The 20,881-nt window shown below is 41.0% G+C and carries 15 protein-coding genes and 2 pseudogenes; 16 read left to right on the top strand and 1 reads right to left on the bottom strand.

Annotated features, from left to right (window positions below; translation table 11 throughout):
- From E0H77_RS06270 to E0H77_RS06245, 6 genes are read left to right on the top strand one after another with little or no spacing between them, the layout of a single operon-like run.
- Positions 1-1,269 (top strand): oligosaccharide flippase family protein, encoded by a 1,269-nt coding sequence (locus E0H77_RS06270; protein WP_131375890.1) that lies wholly within the window; start codon positions 1-3, stop codon positions 1,267-1,269.
- 10 nt (positions 1,270-1,279) lie between these two features.
- Positions 1,280-2,239 (top strand): glycosyltransferase family 2 protein, encoded by a 960-nt coding sequence (locus tag E0H77_RS06265; protein WP_131375889.1) that lies wholly within the window; start codon positions 1,280-1,282, stop codon positions 2,237-2,239.
- A complete protein-coding gene (locus E0H77_RS06260; RefSeq protein ID WP_131375888.1) occupies positions 2,236-3,318 on the top strand; it encodes a glycosyltransferase family 4 protein in 1,083 nt (360 codons plus the stop codon). The genes E0H77_RS06265 and E0H77_RS06260 overlap by 4 nt, the downstream gene beginning before the upstream one ends.
- A 12-nt stretch (positions 3,319-3,330) precedes the next feature.
- Positions 3,331-4,437 carry a glycosyltransferase gene (locus E0H77_RS06255; protein WP_131375886.1) on the top strand — a complete coding sequence of 369 codons (1,107 nt, stop codon included), beginning with the start codon at positions 3,331-3,333 and terminating at the stop codon, positions 4,435-4,437.
- The gene (locus E0H77_RS06250) at positions 4,434-5,471 is read left to right on the top strand and encodes an NAD-dependent epimerase/dehydratase family protein (protein WP_131375884.1); all 1,038 of its coding nucleotides are present in this window, start codon (positions 4,434-4,436) and stop codon (positions 5,469-5,471) included. The genes E0H77_RS06255 and E0H77_RS06250 overlap by 4 nt, the downstream gene beginning before the upstream one ends.
- Positions 5,472-5,474: 3 nt before the next feature.
- Positions 5,475-6,647, top strand: coding sequence for a glycosyltransferase family 4 protein (locus tag E0H77_RS06245; protein ID WP_131375882.1), 1,173 nt, complete (start codon positions 5,475-5,477; stop codon positions 6,645-6,647).
- 219 nt (positions 6,648-6,866) lie between these two features.
- Here E0H77_RS06245 and E0H77_RS06235 read toward each other — a convergent pair.
- Positions 6,867-7,953 (bottom strand): annotated as a pseudogene (locus E0H77_RS06235) (IS3 family transposase).
- Positions 7,954-8,062: 109 nt separating this feature from the next.
- Between E0H77_RS06235 and E0H77_RS06230 the strand changes: the two are divergent.
- From E0H77_RS06230 to E0H77_RS06185, 10 genes and pseudogenes are all read left to right on the top strand, one after another.
- A pseudogene (locus tag E0H77_RS06230) lies at positions 8,063-8,516 on the top strand (recombination directionality factor); the annotation flags it as partial.
- A gap of 310 nt (positions 8,517-8,826) precedes the next feature.
- Positions 8,827-10,248 carry a mannose-1-phosphate guanylyltransferase/mannose-6-phosphate isomerase gene (locus E0H77_RS06225; protein WP_131375880.1) on the top strand — a complete coding sequence of 474 codons (1,422 nt, stop codon included), beginning with the start codon at positions 8,827-8,829 and terminating at the stop codon, positions 10,246-10,248.
- Positions 10,248-11,042 carry an ABC transporter permease gene (locus tag E0H77_RS06220; protein ID WP_131375878.1) on the top strand — a complete coding sequence of 265 codons (795 nt, stop codon included), beginning with the start codon at positions 10,248-10,250 and terminating at the stop codon, positions 11,040-11,042. Before E0H77_RS06225 ends, E0H77_RS06220 begins: the two co-directional genes overlap by 1 nt.
- The gene (locus E0H77_RS06215; protein ID WP_131375876.1) at positions 11,042-12,262 is read left to right on the top strand and encodes an ABC transporter ATP-binding protein; all 1,221 of its coding nucleotides are present in this window, start codon (positions 11,042-11,044) and stop codon (positions 12,260-12,262) included. The genes E0H77_RS06220 and E0H77_RS06215 overlap by 1 nt, the downstream gene beginning before the upstream one ends.
- On the top strand, positions 12,259-13,572 hold the full coding sequence (locus tag E0H77_RS06210; RefSeq protein ID WP_131375874.1) for a class I SAM-dependent methyltransferase: 1,314 nt from the start codon (positions 12,259-12,261) through the stop codon (positions 13,570-13,572). The genes E0H77_RS06215 and E0H77_RS06210 overlap by 4 nt, the downstream gene beginning before the upstream one ends.
- 10 nt (positions 13,573-13,582) lie before the next feature.
- A complete protein-coding gene (locus E0H77_RS06205) occupies positions 13,583-16,081 on the top strand; it encodes a glycosyltransferase family 4 protein (protein WP_131375872.1) in 2,499 nt (832 codons plus the stop codon).
- Between the two features lie 52 nt (positions 16,082-16,133).
- Complete coding sequence (gene gmd, locus E0H77_RS06200) at positions 16,134-17,168, top strand: GDP-mannose 4,6-dehydratase (protein ID WP_131375870.1); 1,035 nt, start codon at positions 16,134-16,136, stop codon at positions 17,166-17,168.
- Positions 17,168-18,064, top strand: a complete 897-nt coding sequence (locus E0H77_RS06195) for a GDP-mannose 4,6-dehydratase (RefSeq protein WP_131375867.1) — start codon at positions 17,168-17,170, stop codon at positions 18,062-18,064. The genes gmd and E0H77_RS06195 overlap by 1 nt, the downstream gene beginning before the upstream one ends.
- Positions 18,061-19,209, top strand: a complete 1,149-nt coding sequence (locus E0H77_RS06190; RefSeq protein WP_131375865.1) for a glycosyltransferase family 4 protein — start codon at positions 18,061-18,063, stop codon at positions 19,207-19,209. Before E0H77_RS06195 ends, E0H77_RS06190 begins: the two co-directional genes overlap by 4 nt.
- Positions 19,206-20,318 carry a glycosyltransferase family 4 protein gene (locus E0H77_RS06185; RefSeq protein ID WP_131375863.1) on the top strand — a complete coding sequence of 371 codons (1,113 nt, stop codon included), beginning with the start codon at positions 19,206-19,208 and terminating at the stop codon, positions 20,316-20,318. The genes E0H77_RS06190 and E0H77_RS06185 overlap by 4 nt, the downstream gene beginning before the upstream one ends.
- Positions 20,319-20,881: the final 563 nt, after the last annotated feature.

Raw genomic sequence — 20,881 nt, 5'->3', positions numbered from 1 at the left:
ATGAGTAAAAAAGTCTATCTCAATTCATTGTGGATGATGGCTGAAAAGCTGTTGTCCATTTTTGGATTAATTTTCGTGACCTCGTTTGTGGCACGTTATATTGGCCCTGCCAATTTCGGGAAGCTGACTTTTGCCACCTCGATTTTTGCAATTGTGCAAACGGTATCGTTGTTTGGCTCAGACAACCTGATTTTCCAAAAAACTAGTCAAAACCGCAAAACAGGCGAACACATCATTTTTGCCACGCGTACTTTACGCAACCTGTTTTTTGCGGTCTTTGCCAGTCTGGTGCTGTTGTATCTGTATTTAACTGTTGATCCACTAACCTTTATTTTTTCGGTGGCTGCCTGTATCGGGGTGTATTTTTCTCTGCATGACACGGCATATAGCATTTATTTCAATGCCACTTTGCAGTCACGTTTTAATACCATCTGCAATGTCACCGCGATTTTGGTCAGCCTGATTGTGCGTTATGGCATTGCTGAATTGCAGTTGCCTGTCAGCTATTTAAGTATTCCGATTGTGTTGGTGACGCTGGTGCCATTTTTGATGCGTCGGATGATTTTTGCGCGTAAAAAATTGAGTAATCCTCAGCGTATTGCCGATCGGTTACAGCAGTATCGCGGCTATGTGCTGAAAGTCGGACGCAAACTGGTGCTGTATACATTGTCGATTGCGATTTTTACCAAGACCTCGCAACTGTTTTTGGGGATGAAGTCACAGCATGATCTGGGGATTTATTCGGTGGCAATGACCCTTGGTAGCAGTTTTTATTTTGTTTTAAATGCTTTTATTTCCTCTTTTTTAACCCAGATTTATGCGGAAAAAGACTTTGAACGCAGCCAGAACATGGTGGCACGTTTAAACTTGATGGTTATCGTGATTGCGTCTTCGGCTGCGGTATTTTTCGCGTTGTTCGGGCACTGGATTATCCAGTGGTTGTATGGTGCTGCCTATCAGCAGGTCAATGATATTCTGATTATTGCAGTGTTCGTGACCCTGTTTTCAGGCATGTCGACCGTAGCAGAAAAGTATCTGATCAAGTTCAATGCCTATGATTATTTGCATCATAAGACCATGACTCTGGTTGCATTTAATGTCATCGTGACCTTCTTGGCGATTCATTATTTTGCCTTGTATGGGGCGATTTTTGCGATTCTCGCCACAGAAATTTTGTCTTTAACGCTGTTTAATTACTTTTATAAGCAGGGTTTAATTTTAGACACGCATATTCGTATCTTTAAACCGTCTACCTATTTAAAACGCTGAGAATACTCCGATGAAGCTGAGCTTGATCATCCCTGTTTATAATGTCGAAAAATACATTGAACAATGCCTGACCAGTATCTGCCAGCAGTTGCCTGTGCCTGGGGTTGAGGTGATTGTGGTCGATGATGGTAGTCCAGACCAGTCGGTTGCCAAAGCGCAGCAGTTTTTGGCACAGCAGCCTGAAACGGTACAGCAGCAATTTCGTATTGTTCGACAAAAAAATCAGGGCTTGAGTGGGGCACGTAATACAGGGATTGGAGAGGCGCAAGGCGAGTATGTAGCGTTTTTAGATTCAGATGATTATCTCAATCTGCAGTATTTTGCTGAAGTGTTTAAAGGCATTCAGACCGATGCCGACATTGTGCAATTTGCAGTGCAACGGGTGGATGACCAAGGCAATACCATTCCGTTTTTACACCGTATGTCCAAGCAAGGTTTGCAAACCCTTAATCAGGACATTTTACTGGAACTGTCCAACCGTTCGGCTTGGTTTGCATGGCTGCGGGTCTATAAACGCGAGTTATTTAAAGACATTCGCTTTCCTGTGGGCAAAAACTATGAAGATGCCTACACCACACCGTTGTTATTTTTCGCAGCAAAAACCGCTTATTTCAGCCCTGAAGTGTTGATCAATTACCGTATCAATCCGCAAGGCATTACCGCGACCAAATCCCGTAAAAATATTGATGATTTGGGTGGCGTGCCGCTGTTTTATTTAGAACGTATTGAACAGCATCCTGAACTGGTGGCAACCATGATTGCGATTAGCCAGTCGCATATTATGGATGTCTTGAATGCCGATGGAATCAGCGCGGCGCAGCAGCGCTGGAAAACTTTAAAACAGCAAATGCGTCAGCATCCACTCAATGAAGAGATGATCCGTAACCGTGGGAATCGTCTGTTTTTCCATTATGGCGTGGCATTTTTATTGTTTGACCGTACCTTGCGCCGTTTGGGTCTGAAAAAATGATCGGCAAAATTTGCTTTCTGATTGGCAATCTCAACCTTGCAGGTGGAACCGAGCGCGTTACGACACTGGTCGCCAATGCCTTAGCTGCACAGGGACAGCAGGTGTGTATTCTGAATTTATCACAAGGTGAGCGTCCATTTTTTGCCTTGGATGCCCGTGTGGAAAACCATGCACTTTATCCACAGCCTGTGTCGATGAAAAGTCATTTACTCGGGACAATTTGGAAAATACGCCGTTTTGTCCAGCAGCAGCAGATTCAGCATTTGGTCGTGGTGGACAGCATTTCCTGCATTTTTACTGTACCTGCCTTGTTTGGTTTGAAGGTACAGCATATTTGCTGGGAACATTTTAATTTTGAAGTGGATTTAGGTCTGCGTTTGCGCCGTGTCGGGCGTGTCTGGGCAGCGCGCCATGCCGATGCGGTGGTGACTTTAACTGAACATGACCGACAGTTATGGCAGCAGGGCATTGCTAAAATCTCAGCGAAGATTCAAGCAATTGCCAATCCGTCACCTTTTCAGATTGCTACACAGTTACCGAGTCAAAACCATAAAACGGTGCTTGCGGTTGGGCGCTTACGTTCTGAAAAAGGTTTTGATTTGCTGCTTGAGGCCTGGCAATTGCTCAGCTCGAAGTATCCTGACTGGACGCTGCGGATTGTTGGTAGTGGTGAGCAGGAGCAGGCTCTCAAACAACAGGCAACACAACTTGGCATTGAAAAGTCGGTGGATTGGGTGGCTGCGACCCCCGAGGTTGCACCGTACTATGCACAGGCTTCAGTATATTGTTTAAGCTCGCGTTTTGAAGGCTTTGGCATGGTGCTGCTTGAAGCTCTGAGCTTTGGTTTGCCGATTGTGGCTTTTGATTGTCCGATTGGCCCACGTGAGATTTTGGCCAACACGCCAAACCGATTGGTTGCTGCTGAAAATGTACAGGCTTTGAGTGACAAATTAGCGCAGATGATGAGCTTGGATACTGAGCATTATCAAACGATTGCTCAATACAATCAGCAACATGTGCAACAGTATTCCACCGAGCAGATTGTGGCACAGTGGCTGCAACTGTTTGCCCAAGCTTAAGCGAGTTTGACCATGAAAATTTTGTTGCTGATTACAGGCTTGGGTTTGGGTGGTGCGGAAAAAGTCGTGACCAGTCTTGCTGATCAACTGTTTATGGCAGGGCATCAGGTCAAAATCGCTTATTTGCGTGGCGAAATTGAGGTTCGACCACAGCAAGCCGAGATTGAACTGATTCAACTGGGTTTAAATTCACTGGCGAACTTCTCGCAAAGTGCCCAGCGTTTTGCCCAGATCATGCAGCAGTTTCAGCCCGATGTGGTACATGCACACATGTTCCATGCGATTTTATTTGCTCGTTTGCTACGTCGTTCGGCACAGATTCCATATTTGATTTGTACTGCACACAGCAAGGCGATTGGAGGTAAAGCACGGCAGTGGTTGTACCGCTTGACCGACCGTTATAGTGATCTGAATACCAATGTCAGTCAGGAAGCCACCGATTTTTTTATTGCCCAAAAAGCCTTTAGTGCAGCCAAAAGCACCACCGTCAGCAACGGCATTGATACACAAAAATTTCAATATTCTGCATTGGCACGTCAGCAGCTTCGTCAGCAACTGGGCTGTTCAGCAGAGACACCTGTATTGATGGCGGTCGGGCGTTTGATGCAAGCCAAAGATTATCCCAACCTGATTCAGGCATTTCGCTTACTCCAACAAACTCAGCCAAAAGCTCAGTTATTGATTGTGGGCGATGGGGTGCAACGCGCTGAACTTGAACAGCAGGTGCAGCAGTTGAACTTGGCAGATCAGATCCGTTTTCTGGGCGTGCGGCATGATGTTGCAGCATTGCTGTCGGCGGCAGATGTATTTGTGCTGTCCTCGGCTTGGGAAGGGTTTGGCTTGGTAGTAGCAGAAGCCATGAGCTGTGAACGTGTGGTGGTGGCGACCGATTGCGGTGGCGTAAAAGAAGTGTTGGGTGAGCCTGAGTGGCTGGTTCCGCCACAAAACGCAGAAATGCTCAGCAAAAAACTTGTCCAAGCGTTACAATTGTCGACAGAACAAAAAGCCCAATTGGGGCAGCAGAACCGTCAGCGCATTCAGCAGCATTACTCCATGCAGAGTATGCTGCAACAATGGTTGGCACTTTATCACCTCAGTACTGAGAGAACAGCATCATGAGCCAATATCAACAATGTTGTGAACAACTCCAACAGCAACCCAAAACGTGGTTAGTCACAGGCGTCGCGGGATTTATTGGTTCAAATTTGCTGGAACAACTGTTGTTGCTGGGTCAGCGTGTGGTCGGCTTAGATAACTTTTCGACAGGTTTTCAGCACAATCTCGATGAAGTGCAGGCTACCGTGTCGGCTGAGCAATGGCAGAATTTCAAATTTATTCAGGGTGATATTTGCAACCTTGAAGACTGTCAAACAGCGTGTGCAGGTGTGGATTATGTGTTGCATCAGGCGGCGCTTGGTTCAGTACCACGTTCGATTGAAAACCCGATTGCGACCAATGCTTCCAACATCTCGGGCTTTGTGAATATGTTGGTGGCTGCCAAAGAGGTCCAAGTCAAAAACTTTGTCTATGCTGCCAGTAGTTCGACTTATGGCGATCATCCTGCCTTGCCTAAAAAAGAAGAGATTATTGGCAATCCATTGTCGCCGTATGCCGTGACCAAATATGTTAATGAGTTGTATGCTAGTGTTTTCCAGCGTTGTTATGGCTTTAATTCGATTGGTCTGCGTTATTTCAATATTTTTGGTAAACGCCAGACGCCTGATGGTGCTTATGCCGCGGTGATTCCAAAATGGACGGCTGCCATGATTCAGGGCGATACGGTGTATATTAATGGTGATGGCTCAACCAGTCGCGACTTTAACTATATTGCCAATGCAGTACAGGCAAACCTGTTGGCAGCGACTACTGAAAACACGGCTGCACTCAATCAAATTTATAATGTGGCTGTTGGTGGACGAACTGATTTAAATCAACTGTTTACCATGTTGACTGAAACCTTGGCGAAAAATGCGGTGCATTATACTCAGGCGGCTGTCTATCGTGATTTCCGTGCAGGCGATGTGCGCCATTCGCAAGCCGATATTTCAAAAATTCAAACCTTGCTGGGCTATCAGCCGCAGTTCAATATTGCTCAGGGCATTGTACAAGCCATGCCGTGGTATGTGCAGCATTTACAGGGTTTGGCAAAGTAATCTATGAAATTTTGCATTATTTCCAACGACCTGCATACCGTCCGAAATTTTCGGGGTGACCTGCTGAATAGCATTGCAGCGAAAGGCTATGCCATTCACATTCTTGCGCCGAATATCGAGCTGTATCCCGAAGATCAGGCGTATTTTCAGAAATTGGGATTTGCTTTACACAGTTACCCATTACAAAAAATGGGTACCAATCCTGTCGCAGACTCGAAAACCATGTTGGCAATTTACCAGCAGCTTAAAGCCATACGTCCCAATAAAGTTCTGAGCTACACCATTAAACCGATTCTGTATGGCACGATTGCGGCGTATCTAGCGAAAGTGCCTGAACGCTATATTTTACTCAGCGGTTTGGGCTTTGCCTTTCAGAATGATCAGTCAGCAGGTCGTTTTAAATATGTGAAACGTCTGTTTAACCAGATTTTTCGCTTTGCCTTGAGTAAAGCCAGCGCGGTGATTTTCCAAAATGCCGATGATTTGGCTTTGGTGCGTGAGCTGAAGCATTTACCTCAGCGAATCCCAACCTATATTGTGAATGGCTCAGGCGTGAATACCGAAAAATTTGCCCCACAGCCTTTAATACTGGATGAAAAGGGTCAACCGCAGCCGATTTTTTTGATGGTGGCACGTTTGTTGAAAGACAAAGGCGTGTATGAATACATTGCCGCAGCCAAGCAAATCAAACAGCGCTATCCTGCAGCACATTTTCATCTGGTCGGCTGGATTGATGAAAACCCTGCTGCAATTGCTCAGGACGATCTGGAAGCGTGGATGGCCGCAGGTTTGATTCAGTATTGGGGTAAACTCAGTGATGTACGTCAAGCCATTTGCCAAGCCAATATTTTTGTATTGCCCTCCTACCGTGAAGGCATTCCGCGTTCGGTGCTTGAAGCCATGGCGATGCGTCGTGCGATTATCACCACCGATGCACCAGGTTGTAAGGAAACGGTGATTGAGGGGCAAAATGGTTTTAAAGTCCCTGTCCGCGATGCCGATGCACTGGCACAAGCGATGCAGCGCCTGATTGAACAGCCTGCACAGATTGAACAGATGGCTGCCAGCTCTTTGGCATTGGTGCAGCAGCGCTATGAGGTCAAACGGGTCAATCAACAGATGATGAAATTTATGAAGTTGATCCTAGAGAGTATTGTGGACAGCCGATCCCTCTAAATTCTTAAAATATTTCTGTTCAAAGACTTCCGGGCTTAACCAGCCATTTGCAGAATGTCGTCTAATTCGATTGTAGTAAATCTCAATAGCAGTCAGTACTGCAGCCGTGATTTTAGAATCCTATTACTGACAAACAATTATATTCAAAGTATGTCTAGACGAGGGAATTGTTGGGATAATGCTGTGGACAGCTCCCAGTATCCTAGACATAAAACAGCCTCATTTTGAAGCTGCCTCAAATGCTTCTGGACTCATACCATCGAGATGCGAATGACGCCTGATTCGATTGTAAAACATCTCGATATAATCAAACACATCTGCACGGGCCATTTCTCGTGTTTTATAGATCCTCTTTTTAATTCTTTCCTTCTTTAAGCTGCTAAAAAAAGATTCAGCAACAGCATTATCCCAATAGTTCCCTCTGCGGCTCATGCTGGGTATTAAGTTATGCTTCTGACTAAATTTCTACCAGTCTCCGCTGCTGTATTGTGAGCCTTGGTCTGAGTGTATGATCACAGGTTCATTAGGCCTACGTCGCCACACTGCCATGAGAAGTGCATCCAAAACAATATCTTTGGCAAGAGTAGGTTTCATTGACCAACCGATGACTTTTCTTGAATATAAATCAAGAGCCACAGCCAGATATAACCAGCCTTGCCATGTGCGAATGTAAGTTATATCAGTCACCCACGAGGTATCAGGTGTGTTTACAACAAATTCTCGATTTAAATGGTTAGGTGGTACAATTTGAGGACGACCACGACCAACTTTTATGCTTCTTATATCCTCGAACAGCGGCAATACCATTGTTCTTCATGATCTTTAGCACACGATTAGGCCCACAGCTTTCACTTAGCTCTTTAAGATCCAGCGTGATGCGACGATAACCATAGATGCCATAACTGGCATCATAAGAGGAACGGATGAGCTGTAATAACCGCTTATCTTCAATAGTCCTACCTGATTCAGGTTCATGCAACCAGGTGTAATAGCCAGCACGCGCAATCTTAAGAACCCGACACATCGTTTTAATCTTAAATTGATGGCTGTATTCCAGTATAAACTGATACTTTACTCGGGTAGGCTTGCAAAGCGGCGTGAAAGCAGTGCTTTCACTTTAGGATATCCCGTTCCTCTTCAGTCTGTTTAAGCTGACTTTTAAGGCGAAGGATTTCTTTCTTTGCCTCGAGCAGTTCATGTTCATCAGGGTTGTTGCGTAATGCCTTTAGCTATTTATAAATGCTGTGCTGTGATACACCTGACGTTCTGCGACATCAGTGACAGAATATCCACGTTCAGTAATCAATTTAACAGCTTCATCTTTAAATTCTGGGGTATATCGTTATCCACTCATAAGGTTCTCTCCTATGCAAAAAGAATAGACGATATTTGTCTAGGAGAGTGGTGGTAGTTCACCCTGCCCATCGCCAGATTTATGTCCACTGGCACAGGGTGGGAACTGCAAGCCTTATGGGTGGTTGCATGTCAATCTGGATGATGGCGATGGATTTGGTACGTTTATCTTTAGAACCACAGGTTTTAACAGTATCCGCACTTTGACGGCATGACTGTCTTATTACCATGCGGCGGCATCAGGGGATTTACTTCCTTGCCTACCGTTGCAGTTGATCCTGCGCGGCAAAAGCACCACGCAAAGCTACCGCCAGCCAGTGTATTACATTGATCTAACTTTATGCGATGGCATCAGCCTAAACGATGCGATTCGGACTGCTAAAGAAATTGACCAGCAAAGCAAAGATACAGGCTTTTATCAGGAAGCACTGGATCATGTGGCTAAGGTGGGTTTTGCCAATGCCCGATTTGAAGTGAACAGTGAGGAGAGGGTGGATGTGCTGGAGGGGTTTTATGCGGAAACTTCTTTTGCACAAGAAAAAGGCAAATCCGTAAGTCTGAAGACAGGTCGGCAGTGTATGTCTAATATTCAGCAAGAGCTAAAAGATAGTGTGCAGGTAATGAATTAGTTATAAGGGGGATCGGTAGATTCCCTTTTTTAAGAATAAGTAAATTTTATTCAAGTAAGCTATAGTTTGCCAAGTATTATTGAATAGATAGTTATATTAAGCTAAGATTGCTTCGCAATTATTTAGATGACTAATTCATTTAAAAAATAAATCAGAAACTTGTGTAAGCAGGCCAATCAGACTATCAGATTATATTTATGAAACTAATACCAACAATTCTTTGTGGTGGGGCTGGTTCACGACTCTGGCCTATCTCTCGTGAGCAACATACTAAACCATTTATCCGTCTGACTGATGGTGAAAGTCTGTTACAGAAAGCATTTATACGTGGTGCTGCCTTACCAGGCGTGACTGAAATTCTCACGGTAACAAACAGGGATTTACAGTTCAAAACTTTGGATGATTACAGCGAGGTTAATGATACTGGGTTGCCAACCAGTTTTATTTTGGAGCCATTTGGCCGCAATACGGCTGCTGCGGTAGCTACAGCTGCGTTACAGGTGATGCAACATCATGGAGATGATGCATTGCTATTGGTGCTGGCAGCAGATCATTTGATTAGTAATCATTCTGCATTTGCAGAGGCAGTTGATCAAGCTGTATCACTTGCGGGTAATGGTAAATTGGTGACCTTTGGTATTGCGCCAAATGCACCAGAAACAGGTTATGGCTATATTGAAGCTGATGGTAATAATGTCAAATGCTTTGTAGAAAAGCCTTCATTAGCACTTGCACAAGAATATGTGGCTTCGGGACGTTTCTATTGGAACTCTGGAATGTTCTGTTTTTCGGCTGGAACCTTGATCCGCGAAATGACTCAGCACTGTCCAAAAGTGATGGAAGCTGTTCGCAATTGCTTGAAAGTTTCACGTACAGTGCATAGTACTGAATTGAAGCAGACAGACTTAGATAAGGTTGCATTCGCTAGCGTTCCTGATATCTCTATTGATTATGCTGTAATGGAACGTTCCTCAAATGTTGCTGTTGTGCCATGTGATATAGGTTGGGATGATATTGGTTCCTGGTCGGCAATGGATCGGTTAGGTGAGCAGGATGCTGCAGGTAATACTTTAGCCGGTGATACAATTCTACATGACGTCCACAATAGCTATATCCATTGTGAGGGTACTGGTCGATTGGTAGGAGCTGTAGGGGTAGATAATTTAGTAATTGTAGATACTCCAGACGCTCTGTTAGTTGCAGACAAGTCTAGAGTTCAGGATGTCAAATTTGTTTACAATGCCTTGAAGCAACAAGGACATGAAACCTACAAGTTTCACCGCACTGTATCTCGCCCATGGGGGACTTATACCGTATTGGAAGAAGGCCCTCGCTTTAAAATAAAACGAATTGAAGTGAAGCCAGGTGCTAGCCTTAGCTTGCAAATGCATCACCATCGTAGTGAACATTGGATTGTGGTGAGTGGTATGGCTAAAGTGATCAATGGTGAAAAGGAACTCTTTGTTAATACAAATGAATCTACCTATATTCCTGCAGGTCATAAGCATCGTTTAGAAAACCCTGGCATACTCGATTTGGTGATGATTGAAGTACAAAGTGGTGAGTATCTAGGGGAAGATGATATTGTTCGCTTTGAAGATAATTACGGGCGAGCTTAATGATTGGCATTTTAAGGCCCTTGTGGGCCTACCGTGGATTTATCTACGGTAGTGTAAAACGCGAATTCCAAAGTAAATACCGCAATTCATTATTAGGTGCAGCTTGGACGTTTCTCAATCCACTGGCCATGATCATCGTTTATACGGTTATCTTCTCGCAAGTAATGCGAGCAAAATTGCCGGGAGTTGATAATGGTTTTGCGTATAGTATCTATCTGTGTGCAGGTTCTCTTACTTGGGGGTTATTTGCCGAGATCGTTGGGCGCGGCCAAAACATTTTTTTAGATAACGCTAACTTGCTTAAGAAAATTAGTTTCCCTCGCATGAGTTTGCCTATCATTACGGTGCTCAATGCTGGTGTTAACTTTGCCATCATCTTCGGATTATTCTTGGTTTTCTTGCTCTTTGCTGGCTTTTGGCCGGGTTGGGTAAGTTTAGCCATCATTCCGGTGTTGCTCATTCAACTTCTATTCGCTATCGGTTTGGGTATGACGTTGGGCGTGCTGAATGTTTTTTTTAGGGATGTTGGTCAATTTTTTGGCATCTTTTTACAATTTTGGTTTTGGTTTACTCCTGTAGTATACCCCGCGAGCATTCTGCCTGAATCGGTTAAGCCATTTATGGCATTCAATCCTATGTATCCACTTGTCCAAGCCTACCAAGGTATTTTTGTTTTAGGTCAGTTGCCTGACTGGGTAACGCTTCTTTACCCATTTGTACTGGGATTAGTGTTATGTGGTTTAGGAATGCGTTTATTTCGCCAGCATGTGGGTGAAATGGTGGATGAACTCTGATGGGTATGATTACTGTTAGTAACTTAGGCAAGGCCTACAAGCAATATTCTAACCGATGGGCACGTTTGTGTGAGTGGTTTACTCCAGGTAATGCAAAATATCACCAGTTAAAATGGGTATTGCAGGATATTAATTTTACAGTTCAGCCAGGTGAGGCTGTCGGTATTATTGGAATTAATGGTGCGGGAAAAAGCACCTTACTTAAGCTGATTACTGGTACAACTCAGCCTACTACCGGTAGCGTGAAAATGACTGGTCGTGTAGCGGCTATGCTTGAGCTCGGGATGGGATTTCATCCTGACTTTACGGGCCGACAAAATGCATTTATGGCTGGACAATTGTTGGGAATGAGTAGCGCTGATATAGCCCATTTGATGCCTGAAATCGAAGCATTTGCTGAAATTGGTGACTATATTGATCAACCGGTGCGTGTATATAGTAGTGGTATGCAAATGCGTTTGGCTTTCAGCGTGGCGACCGCTATTCGGCCAGACGTCTTGATTGTGGATGAGGCACTGTCTGTAGGTGATGCTTATTTTCAGCATAAAAGCTTTGATCGGATCCGAGAGTTCCGTAAACAAGGTACTACGTTGTTAATCGTTAGCCATGATAAACAGGCGATTCAGAGTATTTGTGACCGGGCTGTTTTGCTTAGCGCTGGGCACTTTGTAATGGAAGGTGAGCCAGAGGCAGTGATGGATTACTATAATGCTTTATTGGCTGAACGGGAAAACCAGACTGTAAGGCAACAGGCTGCAGATGATGGAAAATTACAAACTATTTCTGGAACTGGCGAGGCTACGCTGGATGAAGTCATCCTGCTAAATGAGCAGGATGAACGCATTGAAGTTGTAAATGTTGGCCAATTGGTAAAATTGAAAGTCGTTGTAAGAGCTGTTGAAGATATCCCTGAACTCGTTATTGGTTATATGATTAAAGATAGGCTTGGTCAGTCAATTTTTGGTACCAATACACATCACCTCAAACATAAACTGCAGGCAGTGAAAAAGGGTACTGTAATGACTTTTACCTTTCAATTTCTTGCTAATTTAGGAACAGGTACATATTCAGTTGCGATTGCTTTGCATGCTGGTGATACCCATATAAATAAGAATTATGAGTGGCGAGATTTAGCACTAGTTTTCAATGTTCTTAACATAGATAAAGATAGTTTTGTTGGGGTAGCTTGGCTGCCATCTACTGTGGAGTATTCTCAATGAGCGATAATTTTTATAGAGCTTTTGAGGAAAGATATAGAGGTTCTAGTGAATTAATTATCACACGTTTACGTGCTTACCTTCCCTTTATTTTACCTTTGACAAAAATTTATTTAACAGCACCTGCAATTGATTTAGGATGTGGAAGAGGTGAATGGCTTGAATTGCTTTTACAAGAGGGCTTCTTACCTCAAGGTATAGATCAAGATGAGGAAATGCTCCAAGGCTGTATAGATCGAAATCTTCCTGCAATGAAAGGAGATGCTATTGAATTTCTTTCTCAGCTTCCAGATGAAAGTCAAGCAATAGTTTCTGCTTTTCATGTTGTTGAACATATCTCTTTTGAGCAGCTCCGAACACTTGTTTTAGAAGCACATCGTGTATTGAAACCAGGTGGATTATTGATTCTCGAAACTCCCAATCCTGAGAATATTGCTGTTGCAACCCGTAATTTTTATTTAGATCCAACTCACCAACGACCGATACCGCCTCTATTGCTTTCATTTGTGCCTGAATATTATGGTTTTTTTCGTACAAAAGTTATGAGATTACAAGAATCTAAAGAACTTGTTAAAAAGATTTCTCCTAACTTGAATGATGTTATCGAAGGGGTAAGTCCAGATTATGCAGTAATAGCACAAAAAACAGCTTCTATAGAGGTGCTAGATGTATTTGATCACGCTTTTACTCAAGAATATGGGCTAAAATTAAGCATATTGGCTGAACGCTATGATACTGCTATTTTACATGAGATAGAAAAAGTAGATATGAAAGCACAAAAAATAGATAATATCGAAAATAAGTTAGATCATCTTGTTAAATTAAATGAAGATGATATTCAATCTTTAAAGGAAAAAGTGAATAAATTACAAAATGAGGTTGTTAAGTTTGAATCAACAGAACAAGAATTGCGATCTCAAATAACTTACTGGCATCAGCGAGTGATTGATCTACATCAAAGTTTATCTTGGAAAATAACTCGACCTTTGCGTCTTATAAAAAAAATTATCACGGGTGAAATATTTGAAGTTAATAATAGGATTAAACTATTTAATTCCATTAAAAACACATTAAAGAAATCAATTAGAAAGAGTGTAAATTTTCTTTCTAGAAGACCACGATTAAAACGTAATATTATTAAGATAATTAGTAAATTTCCAAGATTGCATAGTTATCTTGCTCAATTAGTAGCTAAATCAAAATTAACTTTGGTCAGTGCAGAAAGACGAGATCACAATAGCAATGAAATTATATTATTGACTCCTTTTGAATCCGAAATACATGAAAAGTTGAAAAAAGTTATTGATAATTAAGGAGTTCAAAATGCGAATTGTTGTTGATGTGCAATGTGCTCAAAGTAAAGCCTCAGGTAAACGAGGAGTTGGACGTTATGTTGTTGAAATTGTTAAGGCACTTGCAAAAATAAATCAAGGTAAGCATGAGTTAATTCTGCTTGCCAATGCATCTCTAGGAGCAAGTAAAGTAGAAGTTTATGATATTTTTGGGGGGGTAATTGAACCTGAAAATATTAAATTTTGGTTACACTATTTTAAAGATGTAAGTGGTATTTCAGGTGATTCGGGAAATAGAGCCACTGCTGAATTAATAAGAGAATGGTGTATCGATGAACTCAGTCCAGATATATTATGGATTCCTAATTTTCAAGAAGGATGGCAAGAAAATGCTGTAACTAGTATAGGTAAATATTGTAATAATGTAATAATATGCACAACATTACATGATGTTATACCACTTATTTATGAAGATAAGTATCTTATTAGTTTTATTCGGGATTGGTATTTAGATAAAATTAATCAAACAAAACAATCGGATCTAATATTAACAGTATCTGATTTTTCTAAAAAAGAAATAAATAAACGTCTGCATATTAATTCAGATACCATTTTAGTAGCGCCAAATTCTTACAGAAAGGATGTTTTTTTTCAAAAAAACTGTTTAGTGAAAGATATTGTACCAGAACTAAATAATAATAGTTTTCTTTTGTATGTAGGTGGGGCAGATGATCATAAAAATTTACACTCTTTAATACAAGCTTATTCTAAACTTGATTCTAGTCTGCAAAATTCTTATCCATTAGTCATGGTGGGAAAAGAAGTTAAACAAGCAGAGCAACATTTAAGAACAATATCAAAAGAATATTTAATACCAAAACAAGCATTGATATTTTTAGGATATATAGCAGATGAGGATCTTTCAGTATTATATAATACTTGCACATCATTTGTTTTTCCTTCTTATAGTGAAGGATTTGGGTTACCACCTTTAGAGGCTATGGCATGCGGTGCTCCAGTCTTGGCAGCTAATTCCTCCAGTTTGCCAGAAGTAGTAGGATGTGAAGATGCTTTATTTGATCCATTTAACATTGATGAATTAGCAAAAAAAATCAGCAAAATTATTACTGATGAATCCTATCGTAAGTTATTAATTAAATTTCAAAATGAACAGCTTAATAAATTTTCTTGGGATAAATCTGCTCAGATAATTTTAGAAAAATTTGAAGATATTTATTTAAGCAAAATATTTAAAAAAACAGAATTAAACCAGAGTGATTTAATTATAAAAAAAGTGGGGGAGTTAGTAAAAGAATATTCTTTTAAGGAAAAAGAAATTAAGTTAATAAGTAAATCTATTGCTGCTAATTATCTAAGTGATGAAAAGAAAATATATATTGATATTAGTTGCTTAATACATTTTGATCATGCTACTGGTATACAGCGTGTTGTAAGAGCTATATTGCATGAATTATCAACTAATGAATTTGAAGGCTACACTGTAACACCAATCTTTTCTTATGCTGGTCATCATCATTTTTATCATTCTTTAAATAAAGATGGTAGGTTTTACCCAGTTGAAGACTCAGCATTAACTGATTCTATTGTGCATTTTTTTCCAGGTGATCATATTTTAATTATTGATCTTCACCCTGGTAGCTTTATTTCAAAAAAAGCGATATTAAATGAATTGCAAATACGTGGAGTAGTAATTGGGGTAGTAGTTTATGATTTATTACCAGTACAATTTCCTGAATTTTTTGTACCTGCTTTATCATCAGAATTTGTAGAATGGCTTAAAGTGGTAGCTCTTGCAGATTATGCTTTATGTATATCTAAAGATGTTGCAAATAAATTACAAGATTGGATTAAAAAGAATGTTACTGTGTCAAATAAGTTCTTAAAAATTCGTCATTTTTATCTTGGTGCAGATATAGATAATTCCATCCCTTCTAGAGGACTCCCAGATAATTCTAATTATGTTTTAGAAACGATAAAAAAATCAAAATCATTTTTGATGGTGGGTACGGTTGAACCGCGTAAAGGGCATGGTCTAGTGCTAGATGCATTTGAAAAATTTTGGTCACAGTCTGAATCTGATAAAGTACTGGTTATTGTTGGTAAAGAAGGATGGCGTAATAAACAGGTTATTAATAGGATAAAAAGTCACAAAGAGTTAGGTAAAAAATTATTTTGGTTACAGGGTATTAGTGACGAGTACTTAGATTTAGTTTATAACTCTTCTAGTTGTCTTATTGCGGCAAGCTTAGGAGAAGGTTTTGGCCTTCCTATTATTGAAGCATCAAAACATAATATTCCTATAATTGCTAGGGATATTCCTGTATTTCGAGAAGTTGCAGGAGAGCATGCAGCTTATTTTAATTGTAATGATGATATTGAATTGGCAACTTTTATAGATAACTGGATTGAGCTTTTCTCACAGGATCAATATCCAAAATCTTGTTCTATTAATACATTAACATGGAAGCAAAGCGCTTACCAGCTTTTGATAGCTTTTGATTTAATTTGATTTGATGTTTTTGGATTGAGTTTAACACTTTTATTGTATAAGGTATATTTTCATGAAGACTTCTATTATTACGGGCATTACAGGACAAGATGGTGCTTATTTAGCACAATTATTACTTGAAAAAGGATATATAGTTTATGGTACTTACCGTCGGACAAGTTCAGTAAATTTTTGGCGTATAGAAGAACTGGGAATTGATAAACATCCAAACTTATATCTGGTCGAATATGATTTAACAGATTTGTCCGCGAGCATTCGTTTATTACAAACTACAGGTGCAACTGAAGTATATAATTTGGCAGCACAAAGTTTTGTAGGCGTATCTTTTGATCAGCCAGTGACGACTGCAGAAATTACCGGGATCGGCCCGCTTAATTTGCTAGAAGCAATCCGAATTGTTAATCCTAAAATTCGCTTCTATCAAGCCTCTACTTCGGAAATGTTTGGTAAAGTGCAAGCTATTCCTCAGGTCGAAGACACCCCATTCTACCCACGTAGCCCATATGGCGTGGCAAAATTATATGCACATTGGATGACAATTAACTATCGTGAGAGTTACGGTATTTTTGGCTGTAGCGGTATTTTATTTAACCATGAATCTCCACTCCGTGGTCGTGAATTTGTGACCCGTAAAATTACAGATTCGGTTGCAAAAATTAAGCTAGATAAACTTGATGTATTAGAACTTGGTAACCTGGATGCAAAACGAGACTGGGGCTTTGCCAAAGAATATGTAGAAGGCATGTGGCGTATGTTACAGGCGGATGAACCTGATACTTTTGTATTGGCGACTAACCGTACTGAAACTGTGCGTGATTTTGTCTCTATGGCATTCAAAGCTGCTGGCTATACCCTACGTTTTGAAGGTAAAGATGAGAATGAAGTGGGAATTGATGCTGCGAGCGGCAAAGTGTTGGTTCGCGTCAATCCTAAATTCTATCGTCCTGCTGAAGTTGAATTGCTTATTGGTAATCCATTAAAAGCAAAAGAAAAATTGGGCTGGGAGCCTAAGACTACTTTAGAAGAGCTTTGTCAAATGATGGTGGAAGAAGACTTACGCCGTAATACACAAGGTTTTTCATTCTGATGATAAATGCAGCCAAAACAGTATTGATTACAGGTAGTGAAGGTTTCACTGGAAAATATATGGCAGAAGAAATGCGATCTGCCGGATATCATGTAGTTGGTTTAGGGACTAAATTTTCTACAGCTGTTGATTATTATCAGGCTGACTTATTAAGTATTGCGGAGATTTCTGTAGTACTTAATCAAGTACAACCAGATATTGTTATACATTTGGCTGCAATTGCATTTGTTGGGCATGGTTATGCGAACGCATTTTACCAGGTGAATCTACAAGGCACGCGCAATTTGTTGGCTGCATTAGCTGCTTTAGATAAAACTCCAGAGGCCGTATTGCTAGCAAGCAGTGCCAATGTTTACGGTAATACCTCGGAAGGTGTGCTGTCTGAGTTCACTCTAGCAGCTCCTGCCAATGATTATGCCGTTAGTAAGTTGGCCATGGAGTATATGGCGCGACTGTGGCAAGATCGGTTGCCGATTATCATCACCCGACCTTTTAATTATACAGGGGTGGGGCAGACTGAAAATTTCCTTTTGCCGAAGATTGTGGCTCATTTCCGTCATCAGGCGAACGAAATTGAGTTAGGTAATCTTGATGTGTGGAGAGATTTCAGTGATGTCAGGGCAGTCGTGAATGCCTATCGTCGCCTGATTGAAGCGAAAGCTTTCGGTCATACCGTCAATGTGTGTTCTGGCAATGCCCATTCGTTACGAGAAGTCGTGGTAATGATTGAAGAAGTAAGTGGACATCATCTAGATATCCGGGTTAACCCTGCATTTGTACGTGCAGGTGAAGTCAAAACACTTTGTGGTGATGCAGGTTTATTGCGCAAGCTGATTGGAAATTGGCAGACCCCGCCATTACAAGAAACTTTATGCTGGATGTTGGAAGCTAAATGAAGGTTATATTATCTGTAGAGCCTGTGCGTTTTCCTCTCACAGGGATTGGTCGTTATACGTATGAGCTAGCTAGACATTTACAGCAATCGACGGAGATCACGGATCTTCGTTTTTTTGCTGGCAGAAAGTTTTTACCTGGATTGCCTCAAGTAGAAGAACAGGCCGGAAGACAACATAAACTTAAACGGTTAGTCCAAGGCAGTTATCTAGCTAGTGAAGCCTACAGATTGCTGATGCCGCAGCTAAAAGCTCAGGCATTGCGTGGCCATGAGAATTATATTTATCATGGACCTAATTTCTTTCTTCCACCTTTTGCTGGTCCGAAGGTGGCGACATTCCATGATTTATCGCCATTTACTTGGACACAGTGTAATACACCACAACGCATTCATTATATGCAAAAAGAGCTGCAAAAAACAATTCATACAGCAGATGCGCTGATTACTGATTCCGAATATACACGTGAAGAATTAGCAAATTACTTTTCGTGGCCTATCGACAAGATTCATGCTGTGCCGTTGGCTTGTGGAGATGAGTTTCATCCTCGATCAGCAGATGAATTGGAGCCGCTTTTACAGCAGTACGGATTGAAAATGGGCGCTTACACATTATTTGTTGGCACCATAGAACCTCGAAAGAATATTTTGGCTTTACTGGATGCTTATGCCATGTTGCCACTTATTATCCGTCAACGATGGCCTTTGGTGCTGACTGGTTATCATGGCTGGCGTAGTGAAGCAATTCATGAACGCATCCAAAAAGCCGAGAATGAAGGCTGGGCGAAGTATTTAGGTTTCTTGCCTGCTGAACAATTACCATTGTTATTTGCTGGAGCTCGGCTGTTTGTCTTTCCTTCATTATACGAAGGTTTTGGCTTGCCAGTGCTAGAAGCCATGGCATCAGGTATACCAGTTGTATGTTCTGACAGTTCATCACTGCCAGAGGTGGTTGGGGATGTTGCATTGATGATTGAGGCGCAGAATGTTGAACGTTTATCACAACTTTTAGAGCAGGGTTTGCAAGACGATATATGGAGAACTCAGGCTCGAGAGCGAGGATTAGAGCGAGCTAAAAGTTTTTCTTGGGCGCGTTGTGCCGAACAGACGGCTGAAGTTTACCGTAGTGTATGGATGACTAGGACATGAAAGTTCTGCATTTTTTCAAATGCTATTATCCTGACTCGGTTGGAGGCGTGGAACAGGTTATTTGCCAGTTAGCGGAAGGTAGTCGAGCTCATGGAGTGACATCCGAGGTGTTATCATTGAGTAAACGGGGTCCATTTCGTAATCAGCCATATGCACATCACATTACCCATGCAGCTAAACTAGATTTATATCTCGCTTCTACAGGGCTTTCACTGTCAGTGTTTAAAGACTTTCGCGAGCTAGCTTCGCAGGCGGATATAGTACATTACCATTTTCCATGGCCATTCATGGATTTGGTGCATTTTTCAACCAATTGTCAGAAACCTACTGTATTAACCTACCACTCAGATATTGTTAAGCAGAAGATGCTATTACAACTGTATCGCCCTTTGTTGCATCGGTTTATGCATAGTGTTGATCAAATTGTTGCGACTTCTCCAAACTATCTAGCTACTAGTCCGATACTGCAGCATTACCAACATAAAACCAGCGTCATTCCTCTTGGACTTGACCGCGCTGCTTATCTTCCAAGTGACATAGCACGCCGAGAATATTGGCAGCAGTGTTTGGGAGAGCGTTTCTTTTTGTTTGTTGGAGCAATACGTTATTACAAAGGACTACACATCTTGGTCGAAGCTATGAGAGATGTGGATTTGCCTGTTGTCATTATGGGGGCAGGGCCTATGGAGGATGAATTGCGTCAGCAAGCTGCCAAAATGGGTTTAAATAATATTCATTTCTTGGGGCGGTTGCCTGATGAGGATAAATTTGCCTTACTTGAGTTATGTTATGGCATAGTGTTTCCATCACACCTTCGTTCCGAAGCATTTGGTATTTCTTTATTGGAAGGGGCTATGTATGGCAAACCTTTAATTTCAAGTGAAATTGGTACTGGTACAACATACATTAATATTCATCAAGAAACGGGTTTGGTAGTTCCACCATCAGAACCGGGAGCTTTACGTGATGCAATGCTTAAATTGTGGAAAGATCCTGCATTGGCTGTACGGTATGGACAAAATGCCCAACAACGTTATCAAAAATTATTTACTGCTGAGCGAATGGTTGGTCAGTATATGGACGTATATAATACCTTGCTGAATAGTTAGAGTACTTTCTTGTTTTTTTTTGCTATGATCAATCGATATTTATTACATTTTATCAAATAAAAATTTAAATTTTATAGGTAATAAAAACTGGTAAATACTATCAATAAATATTCCTCAACCAAATATTCCTCATCTTAAAAAATACCGTCGACATATAGATGGTTTGGTAATCTTTCCATAAATAACCGAAGTTAAAAGTAGAGTTTAAGCAGCCATTAAAGGTGGACTTCCCTTTGTTAGCCTGATGTGGTCAAAATTGGACGCTTTTTCCCACAGATTTCTAGTCAATTTTGCACACTGATTAGCAGTTAGGTAGTTAACTGAAAATTAGATTGAATAATGGGTAGGTATTTAACCAACCAATTATTTTTTACGCCATAATTTTTTTAAAAAATATAACTGATTGAAACTTAATTAGTAATTTATTTTGTCTATCCAATCCATCATTGGTGGATGGAAGATTATAATCTTTTTTTGAGGCTTTTAGCTAAAGGGTATCAATTTGCAAATTTACCAGAGATTCTAGTTTATGCTAGAATTGACCACGGTGTACATGGTCGGCG

This window comes from Acinetobacter brisouioides (assembly GCF_004331075.1).
Classification (GTDB): domain Bacteria; phylum Pseudomonadota; class Gammaproteobacteria; order Pseudomonadales; family Moraxellaceae; genus Acinetobacter.
Note: the sequence above shows the minus strand (reverse complement) of the source record. Positions and strands in the feature narration are given on the sequence as shown.